The 16,552-nt window shown below is 68.7% G+C and carries 17 protein-coding genes; 8 read left to right on the top strand and 9 right to left on the bottom strand.

What is annotated here, in order from left to right:
- Nucleotides 1–4: 4 nt before the first annotated feature.
- Complete coding sequence (locus LOS78_RS11075; protein ID WP_028712001.1) at nucleotides 5–733, bottom strand: response regulator; 729 nt, start codon at nucleotides 731–733, stop codon at nucleotides 5–7.
- A gap of 137 nt (nucleotides 734–870) precedes the next feature.
- Between LOS78_RS11075 and mce the strand changes: the two genes are divergently transcribed.
- Complete coding sequence (gene mce / locus LOS78_RS11080) at nucleotides 871–1,275, top strand: methylmalonyl-CoA epimerase (RefSeq protein ID WP_028712002.1); 405 nt, start codon at nucleotides 871–873, stop codon at nucleotides 1,273–1,275.
- The gene (locus tag LOS78_RS11085) at nucleotides 1,275–1,535 is read left to right on the top strand and encodes a DUF1467 family protein (RefSeq protein ID WP_028712003.1); all 261 of its coding nucleotides are present in this window, start codon (nucleotides 1,275–1,277) and stop codon (nucleotides 1,533–1,535) included. The genes mce and LOS78_RS11085 overlap by 1 nt, the downstream gene beginning before the upstream one ends.
- Here the strand turns inward: LOS78_RS11085 and LOS78_RS11090 are convergent.
- A complete protein-coding gene (locus LOS78_RS11090; protein ID WP_028712004.1) occupies nucleotides 1,501–2,202 on the bottom strand; it encodes an EI24 domain-containing protein in 702 nt (233 codons plus the stop codon). The genes LOS78_RS11085 and LOS78_RS11090 overlap by 35 nt on opposite strands.
- The gene (locus LOS78_RS11095; protein WP_028712005.1) at nucleotides 2,203–2,769 is read right to left on the bottom strand and encodes a nitroreductase; all 567 of its coding nucleotides are present in this window, start codon (nucleotides 2,767–2,769) and stop codon (nucleotides 2,203–2,205) included. It abuts the gene before it with no gap.
- Nucleotides 2,770–2,873: 104 nt separating this feature from the next.
- Between LOS78_RS11095 and LOS78_RS11100 the strand changes: the two genes are divergently transcribed.
- The gene (locus LOS78_RS11100) at nucleotides 2,874–3,140 is read left to right on the top strand and encodes a DUF167 domain-containing protein (RefSeq protein WP_028712006.1); all 267 of its coding nucleotides are present in this window, start codon (nucleotides 2,874–2,876) and stop codon (nucleotides 3,138–3,140) included.
- Here the strand turns inward: LOS78_RS11100 and LOS78_RS11105 are convergent.
- Complete coding sequence (locus tag LOS78_RS11105) at nucleotides 3,119–3,370, bottom strand: hypothetical protein (protein ID WP_028712007.1); 252 nt, start codon at nucleotides 3,368–3,370, stop codon at nucleotides 3,119–3,121. The two genes, LOS78_RS11100 and LOS78_RS11105, sit on opposite strands and share 22 nt — an antisense overlap.
- A 124-nt stretch (nucleotides 3,371–3,494) precedes the next feature.
- Here LOS78_RS11105 and LOS78_RS11110 point away from each other — a divergent pair, with 124 nt between their 5' ends.
- Together LOS78_RS11110 and LOS78_RS11115 are read left to right on the top strand one after the other, a co-directional pair.
- Nucleotides 3,495–4,244 (top strand): M48 family metalloprotease, encoded by a 750-nt coding sequence (locus tag LOS78_RS11110; protein ID WP_028712008.1) that lies wholly within the window; start codon nucleotides 3,495–3,497, stop codon nucleotides 4,242–4,244.
- Nucleotides 4,245–4,496: 252 nt separating this feature from the next.
- Entirely contained in the window at nucleotides 4,497–4,838 is a 342-nt protein-coding gene (locus tag LOS78_RS11115) for a hypothetical protein (protein WP_230378258.1), read from the top strand.
- 6 nt (nucleotides 4,839–4,844) lie between these two features.
- On the opposite strand, the gene ilvN is transcribed toward LOS78_RS11115, so the two are convergent.
- From ilvN to LOS78_RS11130, 3 genes are all read right to left on the bottom strand, one after another.
- The gene (ilvN, locus tag LOS78_RS11120) at nucleotides 4,845–5,405 is read right to left on the bottom strand and encodes an acetolactate synthase small subunit (protein ID WP_028712010.1); all 561 of its coding nucleotides are present in this window, start codon (nucleotides 5,403–5,405) and stop codon (nucleotides 4,845–4,847) included.
- A 15-nt stretch (nucleotides 5,406–5,420) separates the two neighbouring features.
- Nucleotides 5,421–7,175 carry an acetolactate synthase 3 large subunit gene (locus LOS78_RS11125; protein WP_230378259.1) on the bottom strand — a complete coding sequence of 585 codons (1,755 nt, stop codon included), beginning with the start codon at nucleotides 7,173–7,175 and terminating at the stop codon, nucleotides 5,421–5,423.
- A 170-nt stretch (nucleotides 7,176–7,345) separates the two neighbouring features.
- On the bottom strand, nucleotides 7,346–8,191 hold the full coding sequence (locus LOS78_RS11130; protein WP_028712012.1) for an arginyltransferase: 846 nt from the start codon (nucleotides 8,189–8,191) through the stop codon (nucleotides 7,346–7,348).
- Nucleotides 8,192–8,419: 228 nt separating this feature from the next.
- On the opposite strand from LOS78_RS11130, the gene LOS78_RS11135 reads away from it, so the two are divergent.
- A complete protein-coding gene (locus tag LOS78_RS11135; protein ID WP_230378260.1) occupies nucleotides 8,420–11,227 on the top strand; it encodes a glutamine-synthetase adenylyltransferase in 2,808 nt (935 codons plus the stop codon).
- A 135-nt stretch (nucleotides 11,228–11,362) separates the two neighbouring features.
- Here the strand turns inward: LOS78_RS11135 and LOS78_RS11140 are convergent, their stop codons facing one another.
- The gene (locus tag LOS78_RS11140; protein WP_230378261.1) at nucleotides 11,363–13,441 is read right to left on the bottom strand and encodes a glycosyltransferase family 2 protein; all 2,079 of its coding nucleotides are present in this window, start codon (nucleotides 13,439–13,441) and stop codon (nucleotides 11,363–11,365) included.
- Nucleotides 13,442–13,529: 88 nt separating this feature from the next.
- A complete protein-coding gene (gene carA, locus LOS78_RS11145) occupies nucleotides 13,530–14,678 on the bottom strand; it encodes a glutamine-hydrolyzing carbamoyl-phosphate synthase small subunit (RefSeq protein WP_028712015.1) in 1,149 nt (382 codons plus the stop codon).
- 168 nt (nucleotides 14,679–14,846) lie between these two features.
- On the opposite strand from carA, the gene LOS78_RS11150 reads away from it, so the two are divergent.
- Nucleotides 14,847–15,311, top strand: a complete 465-nt coding sequence (locus tag LOS78_RS11150; protein WP_230378262.1) for a GatB/YqeY domain-containing protein — start codon at nucleotides 14,847–14,849, stop codon at nucleotides 15,309–15,311.
- Between the two features lie 202 nt (nucleotides 15,312–15,513).
- Nucleotides 15,514–16,551, top strand: a complete 1,038-nt coding sequence (locus LOS78_RS11155) for an NAD(P)-dependent alcohol dehydrogenase (protein ID WP_230378263.1) — start codon at nucleotides 15,514–15,516, stop codon at nucleotides 16,549–16,551.
- The last annotated feature ends 1 nt before the right edge of the window (nucleotide 16,552 follow it).

A 16,552-nucleotide genomic window follows, 5' to 3' on the forward strand; every position in this document is an offset into this window, starting at 1 on the left:
CGGCTCAGGAAATCCGCGCCGCGGCCAGCCTGTCCTGCACCAGCCCGCTGATGCGCGCCAGATCGGTGGCCAGGGCCTGCCCCCGGGCATGGTCGCGGGCCAGCGCCGTCGCCGCATCCTCAAGCGTCCGGTCATGCGCCGAGCGCGCAACCCCCGCCAGGAAGCGCGCGATATAGTCGATGGCCGCCGTGTCGTCCGCCTGGGACAGCACATCGGCGACATGGGCCAGGTCGTCGCGCAGCGCCTCGGGATCGGCGGCGATCATGTCGTCGGGCAGCACGCGCAGGCCCGGAGGGCGCGCCTCGGGCGGCAGGGCGGCCAGGATCGCCTCCTGGAATGCGGCGAGGCTTTCGATGGGCTTCGTCAGGAAACCGTCCGCCCCGGCCCGCATCACCGCATCCCGATTCGCCGGATCGCCCGAGATGCCGAGGATCACCGGCACCCGCGGCAGCGCCCGGGCGATGGTGGCGATCATGTCCGCGCCGTCGCCGTCGGGCAGGCCCATGTCGACGATCACCGCGCCGGGGCGATAGGTCTGCAGATGCCGCAGGGCCGAACGGATGCTGTCGGCCCGACGGATGCGCGCGCCGGAGCGCAGGCACAGCAGGCGCACCGCCTCGGAGGCGACGCGCGAATCCTCGACCACCAGCACCGTCAGGCCGGTCAGCGGTCGGTCGGGCAGGGTGGCCCGCCAGGTGGGGAATTCTTCCGCACCGATCCTTTCCTGTTCCATCTCGCAAAATCCTAACTGGGAATCACCGTCTGTCCCCGAGGATTGCGCGATTTCCCTAAGAAGCGGTTAACGGCGCTTTCTTTTCCTTTCCCCCGCCGCCTTGTGGTCCTAGAAGGGCGCAAACGACGGAGGAAGTGATGATCGGACGCCTGAACCATGTCGCCATCGCCGTGCCCGACCTGAAGGCGGCGGCCGCGCAATATGAAAACAGCCTTGGCGCCAGGGTCGGCGCGCCGCAGGACGAGCCCGACCACGGCGTCACCGTCGTCTTCATCGAACTGCCGAACACCAAGATCGAACTGCTCTATCCGCTGGGCGAGAACAGCCCGATCAGGGGCTTTCTGGACAAGAACCCCTCGGGCGGCATCCACCACATGTGCTTCGAGGTCGAGGACATTCTGGCCGCCCGCGACAAGCTGAAAGCCGAAGGCGCGCGCGTGCTGGGCGATGGCGAGCCCAAGATCGGCGCCCACGGCAAGCCGGTGCTGTTCCTGCATCCCAAAGATTTCAACGGCTGCCTGATCGAGCTGGAGCAGGTCTGATGAGTCTGACCGGGGGCATCGTGCTTTATGCCGTGCTGTGGTTTCTGGTGCTGTTCGTGCTGCTGCCGATCGGCCAGCAGTCGCAGGCGGATGTCGGGCAGGTGACGCCGGGCACCCCGGCCGGCGCCCCGCACGAGCCGAAGCTGAAGAAGAAGATGCTGTGGGCGACGCTGATCGCCGCGCTGATCTGGGGCGCGATCGCCTATGTCATCATCGGCGGCATCATCACCCGCGCCGATCTGGACGCCTGGACGCGCTGATATGGTAAAGGTGGGTGAAGCCCGCCGCCGCCAGCACCGGAACGACCACGTTCAGCACCGGCACGGTCAGGAGAGCCGCGATCAGCACCCCCAGCGTGGTGGCCTGCGCCGTCAGGCCGCGGCGCAGGGCGGTCGCTTGCGGTTCGTGCAGGTGGCGGCGCGCCGCCATCTGGAAGAATTCGCGTCCCAGCAGCCAGCCGTTGCCGCCATAGAACAGCACCGAAGCCAGCGGGCCGAGGAAGGGCGTCAGCACCAGCGTCGCCAGCGTGACCAGGATCACCGCGCCCATGACGGCCAGCGATTCCCAGAGCCCGTCCCAGAAATCGACCGGCAGGCCCTTGGCGGAGGGGTAATGCGTTTCCTCGACCGCCTCGGCGACCTGCTCGGCGAACAGGCCCGAAAAGCCCGCCGCCACCGGGATCATCAGGAAGATGCTCATCAGCGGAAACAGCAGCAGCGAGCTCCAGGACAGGGCCGGGGCCAGGGGGACAGCGCCGATCCAGGGCAGGGTCAGCGTCTCGGGCGCGAAGGCGCGGATGGCCCAGAAGGCCCCGGCCTGCAGCGCCGCGAACAACACCAGCGTCAGCGCCACGCCAAGCGCCACCACGCCGAAGATGCGCGGCCGCAGCAGGTCGCCCCAGGCCAGGACCAGCGCGCGGATCACCATCTAGAGGAACGTCGTCTTGGCCGCGACATCGGGGCGCGGCCGCTCGGGCGGGGTGGCGCCGCGCTGGCCGATATGGATCAGGCCGACGATGCGCTCGTCCTCGCCGATGCCCAGATGCGCGCGGGCGAAACCCGGCTCGGCGGCCGGGCCGGTCAGCCAGGCTGCGCCATAGCCCGCCGCCAGCGCCGCATTCAGCAGCTCCAGGCAGACCGCCCCGGCCGAAAGGAACTGCTCCCATTCCGGGATCTTGGGGTTGTCGACCGGGGCCGAGACCACCGCGACGATCACCGGCGAGGCGAAGGCCGAGCGGGCCTTCTCCACCGCCGCGTCGTCGCCGCCCCCCTCGGCGACATGCTCGGCCAGCACCGGGGCCAGCCGGTCCAGCGTGGCGCGTTCCAGCACCACGAAGCGCCAGGGCTCCAGCTTGCCGTGGTCGGGGACGCGGGCCGCCAGCTCCAGCAGGTCCATCAGCTCGGCGCGCGAGGGGGCCGGCCCGCCGAGCAGCTTCGGCGGATGCGAGCGGCGGCGGCGCAGGAAGGCCAGGGTGGCGGGGTCGGCATGTTCCATTCGGTCCTCGTCGGGTTCGCGCATGTCCTGGTCCCAGATAGCCCTGCAGGCCCGGCAGCGCCAGCCGGCATTGCCTTTTTCGCCGCGCCCGGCTTCAAGGGGGCATGACCGACCTGAGCCATCTTGCCCGGCCCGGCGCCGAAATCGCCGTGCGCGTCACCCCGCGCGCCTCGCGCAACGCGGTGATCCTGGACGGAGAGACGATCCGCGTCACCGTCACCACGGTGCCCGAGGACGGCAAGGCCAATGCCGCCGTGGTCAAGCTGCTGGCCAAGGCGCTGGGGGTGGCCAAGTCGCGGCTGGTGCTGGTGCGCGGCGCCACCGCCCGCGACAAGCTGTTCCGGCTCGATCAGCCGCGCTCCAGCCGGTAGTTGCCCTCGGGCAGGTTCAGCGCCGCCCGCAACTCCTCGAGCTGCTCGATGGTCATGACGATCTGCGCCAGCTCGCCGGTGTCGGGGTCGAACTGTTCGATCACCACCCGGTCGTCGAAGCTCTGGATGACCACGTCCTCGTTCAGCGGCCGCGTCCCGGCTTCGGCCTCGGGGAGTTCGTCGATCAGGGTGATGACGGTGGCGTCGAAATCGTGCTCGATGGTGAACATGGCAGTTCTCCCGTTCAGCTTTTCTCAACAATCGCGTGATATTGCGGCCGGGGCAAGCCCGGGGCTTGGCGCGGGCCGAAAGGGACGGCTAGAGTGGCGCGAACAACTGATGCAGGGGCAGGCGATGGCAAGGATGTGGCAAGCGGCGGCGGCGATCGTGCTGGTCCTGGCGGGCTGTGTCGCGCCCGTGCCGCAGCCGGGCGGACCGCAGCCCGGCGCGCCGGACGTTACCATCACCCCGGCGCCGGATACGCCGGCCAATGCACCCGCCTCGGCCCGCGCCTTCATTTCGGTGATCAGCCGCATGGAGCCGGCGGTCGAGCGCGAATGCCTGGTCCGCCGCACGCAGCCGATCAATTGCGATTTCCAGTTCGTCGTCGATGACCGCCAGGGGCTGGAACCGAACGCCTTCCAGACCGTCGATGCCAGCGGCCGGCCGATCATCGGCTTCACCCTGTCGCTGATCGGCGAGGCGCGCAACGCCGACGAACTGGCCTTCGTCGTCGGGCATGAGGCCAGCCACCACATCCTGGGCCATATCAACCGCAAGACCAGCGCCGCCACCATGGGAGCGGTGATCCTGGGCGGGCTGGCCAGCGCCTATGGCGGCAATCCCGAGGCGATTCGCAGCGCCCAGGATTTCGGTGCCCAGTTCGGGGCCCGCTACTATTCCAAGGAATGGGAACTCGAGGCGGATTATCTGGGCGCGATCATTGCGCTGAATGCCGGATTCGACCCCGAGCACGGTGCGCTGTTTTTTGCCCGCATCCCCGATCCGGGTGATAAAATTCTGGGCACTCACCCTCCGCGCAGCGCAAGAATGGGGCAGGTCGCCCGCGCCGTGGCCGACTACCGGGCAGGCCGGGTGCGATAGTCCGACGCTGTTGCATTGCTGCATCGGTCTTGTTTTGCCTCTAGAAATCCCCGATTTGTCCAGGAAATCCCGGCTAATACCATGCAGTTGCGCCACCGCTGCGGGGAAAAGGATCGATTTGTCTGCATGACCCGACGTCAAACTGAACGGTTCCGCCAAATTTTGCTTTCATAGGCGAGAAACTGCCGATAGTTTCCGTTCTGGGTTGTGCTGCCTCCCTTATTATCGGGCGGATTTGGTTTAGGAGCTTTCATGATCGGCGTCATTCTGTGGAGCAGTCCGGCCAAGGAGAAGGCTGTGATCTGGTGCGAAGATCATGGTGCCCTGGCCTATCTGCAAGGAACCGAAAATCTGGCAATATCATCCGAATGGCCCGAGGCGGGCGATCTGGTCGAGCTTGAGGTCGAGCTTCTGGCCGATCTGCGCCATGCCCGCGCCGTCAGCCTCGTGGCCGGCAACCGGCGGTCGGAGCTTCCGGACCTGTTGCGGGGCATGGGCGAGAAGCCCGACCGGAACCGGCCTGTCCTGCGGGTGATCTCGAATCGCGAATCGGAAACGCTGGAGCGGCCGCTGAAGCTTGCGGCCGCCCGCTAGGTCCGGTCAGGCGCCGCGCGCCAGGGCCGCGACGCCGGTGCGCGCCTGATCCGACAGGCCCAGGGGGCGCATCAGCTCGGCGAAGGCGTCCAGTTTCTCGGGCGTGCCGGTGATCTCGAAGACGAAGCTCTCCAGCGTCGAATCGACCACGCTGGCGCGGAAGATCTCGGCGATCCGCAGCGCCTCGACCCGCTTGTCGCCCTTGCTCGTGACCTTGAACAGGCCCAGCTCGCGCTCGACGCAGGGACCCTCGACGGTCAGGTCGTGCACGTCGTGGACCGGCACGATGCGGCCCAGCTGCGCCTTGATCTGCTCGATCACCGCCGGCGTGCCGCGGGTCACGATGGTGATGCGCGAGCGGTGGCCCAGATGGTCCACCTCGGCCACGGTCAGGCTGTCGATGTTGTAGCCCCGCCCGGAAAACAGCCCGATGACCCGCGCCAGCACCCCCGGCTCGTTCTCGACCAGCACCGCGAGGGTGTGGCTTTCGATGGTCTGGGCGTTGGGGTCGCGCAGGTCATAGGCCGAATGGCTGGATGCGCCCTTCTGGATGTTCAGTGCCGCCATGTTCTTCTCCTAAACTCAGACCAGGGCCGCGCCGGCGCCGGTGATGGCGCCTTCCGTCGAGGCCTCGCCCAAGAGCATCTCGTTATGCGGCTTGCCCGAGGGGATCATCGGGAAGCAGTTCTCGTGCTTCTCGACCAGAACGTCCAGGATGAAGGGGCCGTCATAGTCGATCATCTCCTGGATCGCCGCGTCCAGGTCGGCCGGGTCGGCAACCGTGCGCCCGCCGCAGCCGAAGGCCTCGGCCAGCTTCACGAAATCCGGCAGGCTTTCCGACCAGCTCTGGCTGTAGCGTTCGCCATGCAGCAATTGCTGCCATTGCCGGACCATGCCCAGGCGTTCGTTGTTCAGGATGAACTGCTTGACGGGCGCGCGGAACTGCACCGCCGTGCTCATTTCCTGCATGTTCATCAGCCAGGACGCCTCGCCGGCGACGTTGATCACCAGCGCCTCGGGATGCGCGACCTGCACGCCGATCGAGGCCGGCAGGCCATAGCCCATGGTCCCCAGCCCGCCCGAGGTCATCCAGTGGTTCGGGTCCTCGAAATGCAGGAACTGCGCGGCCCACATCTGGTGCTGGCCGACCTCGGTGGTGACATAGGGGTTGCGTCCCGCCGTCAGCGCCTGCAGCCGCTGCAGGGCGTATTGCGGTTTGATGACCTTGTCCGAATTGCGATAGGCAAGGCAGTTCCGCGTCTTCCACTGCTCGATCTGCGCCCACCATTTCCGCAGGCCCTCGGCATTGGTCTTGCGGCCGCGGGATTTCCAGATCTTCAGCATGTCCTCGAGCACATGGCCGACATCGCCGACGATGGGCAGGTCGACATGGATTACCTTGTTGATCGAGCTGGGGTCGATGTCGATCTGCGCCTTGACCGAGCCGGGGCTGAAATCCGCCACCCGCCCGGTGATGCGGTCGTCGAAGCGCGCACCGACCGCGATCATCAGGTCGCAGTCATGCATCGCCATATTGGCCTCGTAGAGGCCATGCATGCCCAGCATGCCGATCCAGGCCTTGCCCGAGGCCGGATAGGCGCCCAGCCCCATCAGGGTCGAGGTGACCGGAAAGCCCGTCGCCTCGGCCAGCTCGCGCAGCAGCTGGCTGGCGCCGGTGCCGGAATTGATCACCCCGCCGCCGGTATAGAAGATCGGCCGCTCGGCCGTCTCCATCAGCTCGACCAGCCGGGTGATGGTGGCCGGATCGCCCTTTTTCGCCGGCTGGTAGCTGGGCGTCTCGATCTGCTTCGGGCCGACATAGTCGCCGGTGGCGAATTGCACGTCCTTCGGGATGTCGATCAGCACCGGCCCGGGCCGGCCTGAGGTGGCGATGTGGAAGGCCTTGTGGATCGTCGCCGCCAGTTCGTCGGTCTCTTTCACCAGCCAGTTGTGCTTGGTGCAGGGGCGGGTGATGCCGATGGTGTCGGCCTCCTGAAAGCCGTCGGTGCCGATCAGGAAGGTCGGGACCTGCCCGGTCAGCACGACCAGCGGGATCGAATCCATCAGCGCATCGGTCAGGCCGGTGACGGCATTGGTCGCCCCAGGTCCCGAGGTGACCAGGACGACACCCGGCTTGCCGGTCGAGCGGGCATAGCCTTCGGCCATGTGGACGGCGCCCTGCTCGTGGCGGACCAGGATGTGCTTGATGTCGTTCTGCTGGAAGATCTCGTCATAGATGGGAAGTACCGCCCCGCCCGGATAGCCGAATACCGTATCGACGCCCTGATCGCGCAGAGCTTCGATAACCATCCTTGCACCCGTCATCTGTCGGGACATGCCCATTCTCCATTTCTGAACCAAACACGCGGCAGGCGGAAACGGCCCCCCTGCTGCGTCGCGGAAAACTATGGGCGCGGCGCGGCGGGGTCAATGGCGATTGTCCAAGAAAATGACGCGTGGCCGCGAATTCTTGAAATATTCTTACCGAGTTTGCCCTGTTTCGGTAATCATCTCCGGCTGGAGGGAAGGTTGATGCGCGCGACCTGCTCGACGATCGGGTCGATGGACAGCGGATGGATGTCTGAGGTGTGCTGCGCGGGGTCGCCGATCGGCTGCCAGACCCCGCCCTTGTAGATCTCCAGCGCCGAGAACTTGGCCTTGTAATCCATCTTCCGGCTGCCGGGCACCCAATAGCCCAGATAGACGAAGGGCAGGCCGGCGCTGCGCGCCAGCTCGATATGGTCCAGGATGATGTGGGTGCCCAGGCTCATGCTCTCCAGCGCTGGGTCGTAGAAGCTGTAGACCAGGCTCAGCCCGTCATCCAGCACATCGGTCAGGCAGACCGCCACCAGCCGGTCGCTGCCGGGCGGGGGCGGGGTTTCGCTGCTGTCGCCCTGATGCGTGCGATATTCGATGACGCGGGTGCGGACCGGCGTTTCCTCGATCATCGCGGCGAATTCGAAGATGTCCATGTCGGCCATGCCGCCATCGGCATGGCGCTCGTCCAGATAGGCGCGGAACAGTTCATATTGTTCCTCGGTCGCCCAGGCGCTGGTGGCCAGCCGGCGCAGATGCGCATTCTTGCGCGCCACCCGGCGCTGCGTGCGCGAGGGGCTGAACTCGGCCACCCGGATGCGGGCCGACATGCAGGCGACGCAGCTTTCGCAGCTGGGGCGATAGAGCACGTTCTGCGAGCGGCGGAAACCCTGGCGCGACAGGGCGTTGTTCAGCTCGTTGGCCGAATCGCCGGCCAGCGCGGTGAAGAGCTTGCGCTCGGCCCGGCCATGCAGATAGGGGCAGGGCTGCGGCGCCGTCACGTAGAATTGCGGCGCATGAGGCAGGCTGTGCCGCATCAGCCGCGCCCCCGGGATCTGGGGCGCGCCGCGCCCTGGGGCGCATGCGGTCGGGTCACTCTCATGTCGGCGCGCATCGGCGGCGGCTTGGGCTCTGCTGTCAGTTGCACTCGGGCAGAGCCTAGCAACAGTTCCTCCCCGCGCCAAGCAGGGAAAACCGCAAGAATTGAACGCTCCGGTGCAGCAGCGCGGCATTGACGCGGCGCAGGCGGCGGCTAGGCTCTGGACATGGATTTCGCCGCCCGCATCACTCGCCTGCCCATTCCCGTCGATCCCGCCCGCGGCCTTTCGGCGCTGCAGGCGACCGGCATCGCCGATCCCCGCCTTGGCGACCTGATCCGGGGCGCCGCCGGCTGCAGCCCCTATCTGGCGGGGCTGGTCGAGCGCGATGCCGACTGGCTGCCCGGGGCGCTGGCGCATGAGGATGTCGTCGCCCGCGAAACCGCGGGGTTCGAGACGCTTTCCGCCGACGCCCTCGGCCCGGCGCTGCGCCGGGCCAAGCGGCGGGTGGCGCTGTGGACGGCGCTGGCCGATCTGGGCGGCGTCTGGCGGCTGGAGCAGGTGACGGGGGCGCTGACCGACCTGGCGGATCGCGCCGCGGACCTGGCGCTGCGCGTCCATGTCGCCGCCGAGCGGGCGCGCGGCAAACTGCCCGAGACCGAGGCCGATGCCGGCGGCATCGTCGCGCTCGCCATGGGCAAGATGGGCGCCGGAGAGCTGAACTATTCCTCGGACATCGACCTGATCGTGCTTTACGACGACAGCGCCTATGCCCGCGACGACCAGCACGAGGCCCGCGCCAGCCTGATCCGCGCCACCCGCAAGGCGGCGGCGACCATCTCGGACAATACCGACCAGGGCTATGTCTTCCGCACCGACCTGCGGCTGCGGCCCGATGCCGCGGTGACGCCGGTCTGCATCTCGATCTCGGCGGCGCTGGCCTATTACGAGGCCGAGGGCCGCACCTGGGAACGCAGCGCCTATATCAAGGCGCGGCCCTGCGCCGGCGACCTGGCGGCGGGCGCGCGATTCCTGCGCGAGCTGCGGCCCTTCGTCTGGCGGCGGCACCTGGATTTCGCCACCATCCAGGACGCGCATGACATGCGGCTGCGCATTCGCGAGCACAAGGGCCTGCACGGCCGCATCGAGGTGCCCGGCCACAACATGAAGCTGGGGCAGGGCGGCATCCGCGAGATCGAGTTCTTCACCCAGACCCGCCAGCTGATCGCCGGCGGCCGCGACCCGGACCTGCGGGTGCGCGGCACGGTCGAGGGGCTGGCGCGGCTGGCCGAAAAGGGCTGGGTGCCCCCCGACGTGGCCGAGGAGCTGACCGCGCATTACCGCGAGCATCGCGAGATCGAGCATCGCATCCAGATGGTGAACGACGCCCAGACCCATGCGCTGCCGAATTCGGCCGAGGGGCTGGAGACCATCGCCCGGATGATGGGCGAGGCCGATACCGCCGCCTGGTCCGCGCGCCTGGCCGGCCGCCTGGCGCGGGTCGAGGCGCTGACCGGCGATTTCTTCGCCCCCGGCGAGCAGCGGGCGCGCCCGAAGCTTTCGCCCGAGGCCGAGGCGATGGTGGAACGCTGGCGCAGCTACCCGGCCCTGCGCTCGGCCCGCGGCCGCGAGGTTTTTGCCCGGATCGAGCCCGATCTGCTGACCCGCCTGACCGCCGCCGCCCATGCCGGCGAGGCGCTGGCGCGCTTCGACGCCTTCCTGGCCGGGCTGCCGGCCGGGGTGCAGCTTTTCTCGCTCTTCGAGGCCAATCCGCAGCTGATCGAGCTGATCGTCGACATCTGCGGCACCGCGCCCGGGCTTGCCGCCTATCTGGCCCGCCACCCCGAGGTGCTGGACGCGGTGCTGGGCGGCAGTTTCTTCTCGCCCTGGCCGGGCGCGGCCGGGCTGGGCCGCCAGCTCGACCAGCTGCTGGCCTCGGCGCTGACGGCCCCGAACGGCGGCTATGAACAGGCGCTGGATGCGGCACGGCGCTGGGCGCATGAATGGCAGTTCCGCATCGGCGTGCATCACCTGCGCAGCCTGATCGGCGCCGAGGAGGCGGGCGGCCAATATGCCGACATCGCCGATGCGGCTGTGGCGGCGCTGTTCCCGGTCGTCGCGGCGGAATTCGCGCGCCGGCACGGCCCGCCCCCGGGCCGGGGGGCGGTGGCGCTGGGCATGGGCTCGCTGGGGGCGCGGCAGCTCAATGCCGCGTCGGATCTCGACCTGATCGTGATCTATGACGCCGCCGGGCAGGACAGTTCGGAGGGGCCGAAGCCCCTGGCGACGCGGGCCTATTACGCGCGGCTGACCCAGGCGATGATCACCGCGATCTCGGCGCCGACCTCGGCCGGGCGGCTTTACGAGGTGGACATGCGGCTGCGTCCCTCGGGGCGGCAGGGGCCGGTCGCGACCTCGGTTCAAAGCTTTCGCGACTACCAGATGACCGAGGCCTGGACCTGGGAGCATCTGGCCCTGACCCGTGCCCGGGTGATCGGTATCTGCGGCGCCGATGCCGCCGCGCTGGCCGAGGAGGTCGAGGCGCTGCGCGTCGAGGTGCTGCAGAGCCGCGGCGGCGATCCGCGCGTCCTGCCGGACCTGGCCGGGATGCGGGCCCGCATCTTCGCCGCCAAGGCCCCGGACGGCGCCTGGGAGGCCAAGATCGGTCGCGGCCGGTTGCAGGACATCGAGTTGCTGGCGCAATGTTTCGCGCTGCGCGCCGGCTCGGCGGCGCGCGCGGCGCAGGCGCAGCTGCGGGCCGGTCCTCGCGCCGGTCTGGTCCGGCGCGAGGAGGCGGAAAGGCTTGCCGCGGCCCGGCGCTTCCTGTGGAACCTGCAATGCGCCGGCCGGCTGCTGACCGAGAAGCCGCTGGACATGGACAATCTCGGCAAGGGCGGGCAGGCCTTCCTGCTGCGCGAGACCGGCTGCGATACGCTTGAGCATCTCGCCGCCCGGCTGGCCGAGACGGTCGAGACGGCGGGCGGCGTCATCGACGGCATTCTGGCCGGGGTGGAGGCGCGGGCCGCTGCGGGATAGCCCCGGGGCAGCCGGCCCGGAGCGGGCCGCCTGCAATCGATCTGGGCTCCTGCGGCCTGGAGGTCCTTGAGGCACGAGTCCTTGCCGAAGATGGCGCACCGGCTTTGCCGCGGCCGGTCCTTTGTGCGGTTAAGCCTAGCCCACCTCGCCCAGCACGGGCACCAGTCGTTGCGGCCGCCCCCCGTCGGAAGGTTGCGCGGCCGAATCGGCTTCGGCCCCGTTCTGCAGCGGAATCAGCCGGCCCGGTTTCGCCACGGGCCCGGTCTCGGGCGTCTCGTCCTGGCCGGCGTCGAAGATGCCGTGCTGGGTCTTGTCCCAGTAGAAGGGCTTCGCCACCACCTCGTAGATCGCCTTCCAGGCGGCCAGGCAGCCGAGCGGGAAATACAGGTGCAGCGTCGGTACCCAGGGCAGCAGATGCCGATGCCGGCGCCCGCGCACCGCCCAGCAGCCGATGGCGATGTTCAGCAGTTCCGACGCCACGAACAGCGTGAACAGCAGGGCTATGGCATTACCGCCCAGCAGGCCCGCCAGCACGCCGCGCATCGGATGCGGCAGGCCGAGGCTGAGCAGCCAGAAGCTCCACAGCACCGGCGCCAGCAGATATTGCGAGACCGAGGCGAAAAGCTGCACCTGCAAGCCGATGAAGCGCCGTGCGCCCAGGTCGCGCCACAGCGCCACCGGGTCGCGCATATGCACGCCCCAGGTCATGGCGAAGCCCTTGAGCCAGCGCGACCGCTGCTTGACCCAGGGGACCAGCCGGCAATTCGCCTCTTCATGGGTCACGGTGTCGAGCATCCGGGTGCGATAGCCGCGCCGGGTCAGGCGCACGCCGAGGTCGGCGTCCTCGGTGACGTTCCAGGCATCCCAGGCGCCGACCGCCTCCAGCGCGTCGCGGCGGAAGAACAGCGTCGTTCCCCCAAGCGGCACCACCAGATCCAGCGCCGCCGCCCCGGCCAGCGTGCCGCGAAACCACGAGGCATATTCGATGGTGAAGGCGCGGGCCAGCCAGTTGCTGCGCGGGTTGTAATAGTCCAGCACCCCCTGCAGGCAGGCCACGTCGGGGGGCGCGAAATGGAAGCCGCGCGCGACCTTGTGCAACTGGTCGGGCTCGGGCCGGTCCTCGGCATCCCAGACGCCGATGATCGAGCCGCGGCAGAAGTTCAGCGCATAGTTCAACGCCCGCGGCTTGGTGCGGATCGGGCCGTCCGGCACCTTGACCACGCGCAGCCAGCGCGGCAGCCGGGCGTCCTCCAGCGCCTCGCAGGTCACCCGGTCGGTTTCCTCGACCACGATCAGGATGTCCATCAGCTCGCGCGGGTAGTCCAGCCGCGACAGCCGGCCGATCAGCTTGTCGGCGATGTCGGCCTCGGCGAACAGCGGCACCATGACCGAGATCACCGGCAGCGGCGCCGTCATCTCGGGGCGCGGGGCGGCGGCGCGGGCCATCGCCTGGGCCTGCATGCGGTCGCGCCGGTGCTGGCGCAGGATGGCGCCGAAGGAGAACAGCTTCAGCGTGGCCGAGGCGATCAGCGTCAGCACCGCCCAGCCGGTCAGCAGCACGATCACCGCCAGCGGCGCCAGCAGCAGCCCCAGCGCCGCCGCCGCGATCACGGCCACGGCGATTCGGCCGAAGCGGCGCTCGTTGCGGGTGCGGCAGCTTTCCTGCGCGGGCACCCGTGTCTCGGCCTGGCGGATCAGCGCGGTGCGGCGCAGGGCCAGGATCGCCTCGCGCGCGGCGTTCTCGGAACAAAGCAGCATACGCACGGCCCCGAAGCCGGCGGGCAGGCGGGGGCGCAGCGTCTCGAAATCCTCGGGCCGGGCGGTGGCGATGAAGGTCACACCGCCGACCCGCCGCCAGGGCACCACCCCCTCGGCCAGGCAGAGCTGCGCGCCCATGGCGTCCACAAGGCGCGGATCGGGCGGCAGCGCCTTGAGGTCCAGCACGCTGCTGCGCCATTGCCGGGACAGGGCGCGGGTCAGCGCCTCTTCCTGCACCCAGCCGTTCGCCAGCAGGATCTCGCCCAGCCGCGCCTGCTGGCGGCGGCGCATGACCACCGCCTTGAGCAGATCGCGCGGATCGACCGCGCCGTCCTCGATCAGGATCTGGCCAAGCGGGCGCAGGTCGCGCGGCGCGACCACCGTCGCTGCAGGCGCGGCGGGGACGGCCGGGGCCGGCCCGGTCGAAAGGGGCTTGATGAGAGCGGTGCGGGCCATAGCGCGATTCCCGGTCCAGGTCATTCCGACCCGATCTCTGCCATGCAGAGGGTTAAAAACGGGTTAACCGCGCCGGCTTTTGCCGGGATCAGGCGCGGCGGGCGCGCATGGCCTCGGTGAAACGCTCGAACAGATAGGCGCTGTCCTGCGGGCCGGGGCTCGCCTCGGGGTGGTACTGCACCGAGAAGACCGGCCGGTCCGCCACCCGCAGCCCGCAATTCGAGCCGTCGAACAGGCTGACATGGGTCTCGATCACGCCCTCGGGCAGGGTCTGGGCATCGACGGCGAAACCGTGGTTCATCGAGGTGATTTCGACCTTGCCGGTTTCCACGTCCTTGACCGGGTGGTTGGCGCCGTGATGGCCGTGGTTCATCTTGATGGTGCTGGCGCCAAGCGCCAGCGCCAGCATCTGGTGGCCCAGGCAGATGCCGAAGATCGGCAGGTCGCGGCCCAGCAGCTCGCGGATCATCGGCACGGCATATTCGCCGGTCGCGGCCGGGTCGCCGGGGCCGTTCGACAGGAACACGCCCTCGGGATCATGCGCCAGCACCTCCTCGGCGGTGGCGGTGGCGGGCAGGACCGTCACCTCGGCGCCGCTCTGCGCCAGCGAGCGCAGGATGTTGCGCTTCGCGCCGTAATCGACGGCGACGACGCGGAAAGGCTTCTTTTCCTCAGACCGGCCGAAGGTTCCGGGCCAGGACCAAAGCCCCTCGTCCCAGCGATAGCTTTGCCGGCAGCTGACTTCTTTCGCGAGGTCCAGGCCGACGATGCCCTGCCAGTCGCGCGCCTTGGCGACCATGGCGGCGATGTCGAAATTGCCCTCGGGATCATGGGCCAGCACCACATGCGGCGAACCCTGCTGGCGGATTGCGCGGGTCAGGCGGCGGGTGTCGACGCCGCCGATGCCGATGCGGCCGCGCCGCGCCATCCAGTCCACCAGATCCGCGCTGGCGCGCCAGTTCGAGGGCTCGGTCGGGTCCCATTTCACCACGATGCCCGAGGCGACGGGCTCGGGCGCCTCGTCGTCCTGCTCGGTCACGCCGGTATTGCCGATATGCGGGAAGGTGAAGGTCACGATCTGGCTGGCATAGGAGGGATCGGTCATGATCTCCTGATAGCCGGTCATCGCGGTGTTGAAGACCAGTTCGGCCACCACTTCCCCGACCGCGCCGAAGCCCTGGCCGTGGAACACGGTGCCGTCGGCAAGCGCAAGACATGCGGTCGGTTTCTGGGGCATCGTCACTCTCCGGGTAAATCGGCGGGAACCTAGGTAAAGGGCGGGCGGGCGTCAAGGCGGGAACCGGCGGCGCGCGGAACTTTGACGGGTGGCCGGGGTTGAGGGCACGGCTTGACGGCGAGGGCGAAGCCGGGCACCACCCGGCGGAATTCATTCAGCGAGGATCACATGGGACTGCGCGAGCGTATTCTGGCCGACACCAAGGAAGCGATGAAAGCCAAGGAAGCGGCGCGGCTCTCGACGCTGCGGCTGATCTCGGCTGCCATCAAGGACCGCGAGATCGCCGCCCGCACCGAAAGCGGCGACGAGGCCGGGCTGAGCGAGGCCGACCTGACCGCCATCCTGTCCAAGATGGTCAAGCAGCGCCAGGAATCGGCCAAAGCCTATGAAGAGGGCGGCCGGCTGGAGCTGGCCGAGCGCGAGCAGGAGGAGATCAAGGTGATCCAGTCCTATCTGCCGCGCCAGCTGGACGATGAGGAAACCCGCGCCGCCATCGACAAGGCCATCGCCGAGCTGGGCGCCGAGTCGATCCGCGACATGGGCCGGGTCATGGCCGAGCTGCGCAGCCGCCATGCCGGGCAGATGGATTTCGGCGCCGTCGGGCCGATGGTCAAGGACCGGCTGATGAAGTGAGCTGATTCTCGGGCCTCGCCGGGTCCGAGCATCGCCGCAGCCTTCCCGCGCATAGCTTTCGCGGCCCGAGACTGATACAATTATTCTTCCGATGGGCAAAAGCTCGCGCGTAGCGCGGGTTTTTGTTTACAGTCGCCCCGACTCGCCGCCAAAGACGCGAGTCGAGGGCGCCGGCGCGGCGCGGCCATCAGGAGGACGGGCGATGAAGGCATTGGTGCTGGAAGAAAAGGGCAAGCTGTCGCTGCGGGATTTCGACATCCCCGCCACACTCGGCCCCAGGGACGTGCGGATCAGGACGCATACGGTCGGGATCTGCGGCTCGGACGTGCATTATTACACCCATGGCAAGATCGGGCATTTCGTGGTCCGCGAGCCGATGGTGCTGGGGCACGAGGCGTCCGGCACGGTGATCGAGGCAGGGGCCGAGGTCACGCATCTGAAGCCCGGCGACCGGGTCTGCATGGAGCCGGGGATTCCCGACCCGACCTCGCGCGCCGCCAAGCTGGGGATCTACAACGTCGATCCCGCCGTGACCTTCTGGGCGACGCCGCCTGTGCATGGCTGCCTGACGCCCGAGGTGATCCATCCCGCCGCCTTCACCTACAAGCTGCCCGACAATGTCAGCTTTGCCGAGGGCGCGATGGTCGAGCCCTTCGCCATCGGCATGCAGGCGGCCTTGCGGGCGCGGATCCAGCCGGGCGACATCGCTGTCGTGACCGGGGCCGGCCCCATCGGCATGATGGTGGCGCTGGCCGCGCTGGCCGGCGGCTGCGCCAGGGTGATCGTCGCCGATCTCGCCCAGCCCAAGCTGGACATCATCGGCGCCTATGACGGCATCGAGACGGTCAACATCCGCAACCGCCCGCTGGCCGAGGCGGTGGCCGAGGCGACCGACGACTGGGGCGCCGACATCGTCTTCGAATGCTCGGGCGCCGCGCCGGCGATCCTGTCGATGCACCAGCTTGCACGTCCGGGCGGCGCCGTCGTGCTGGTCGGCATGCCGGTCGATCCGGTGCCGGTGGACATCGTCGGGCTGCAGGCCAAGGAGCTGCGGGTCGAGACCGTGTTCCGCTATGCCAATGTCTATGACCGCGCCATCGCGCTGATCGCCTCGGGCAAGGTGGATCTGAAGCCGCTGATCTCGGCCTCGATTCCCTTCGCGGACAGCATCGCCGGTTTCGACCGTGCCGTCGAGGCGCGCGAGACCGACGTGAAGCTGCAGATCGTCATGCCGGAGTAAG

Origin of the sequence: Paracoccus sp. MA, assembly GCF_020990385.1 — a bacterium.
In the GTDB taxonomy this organism is placed as follows: Bacteria; Pseudomonadota; Alphaproteobacteria; order Rhodobacterales; family Rhodobacteraceae; genus Paracoccus.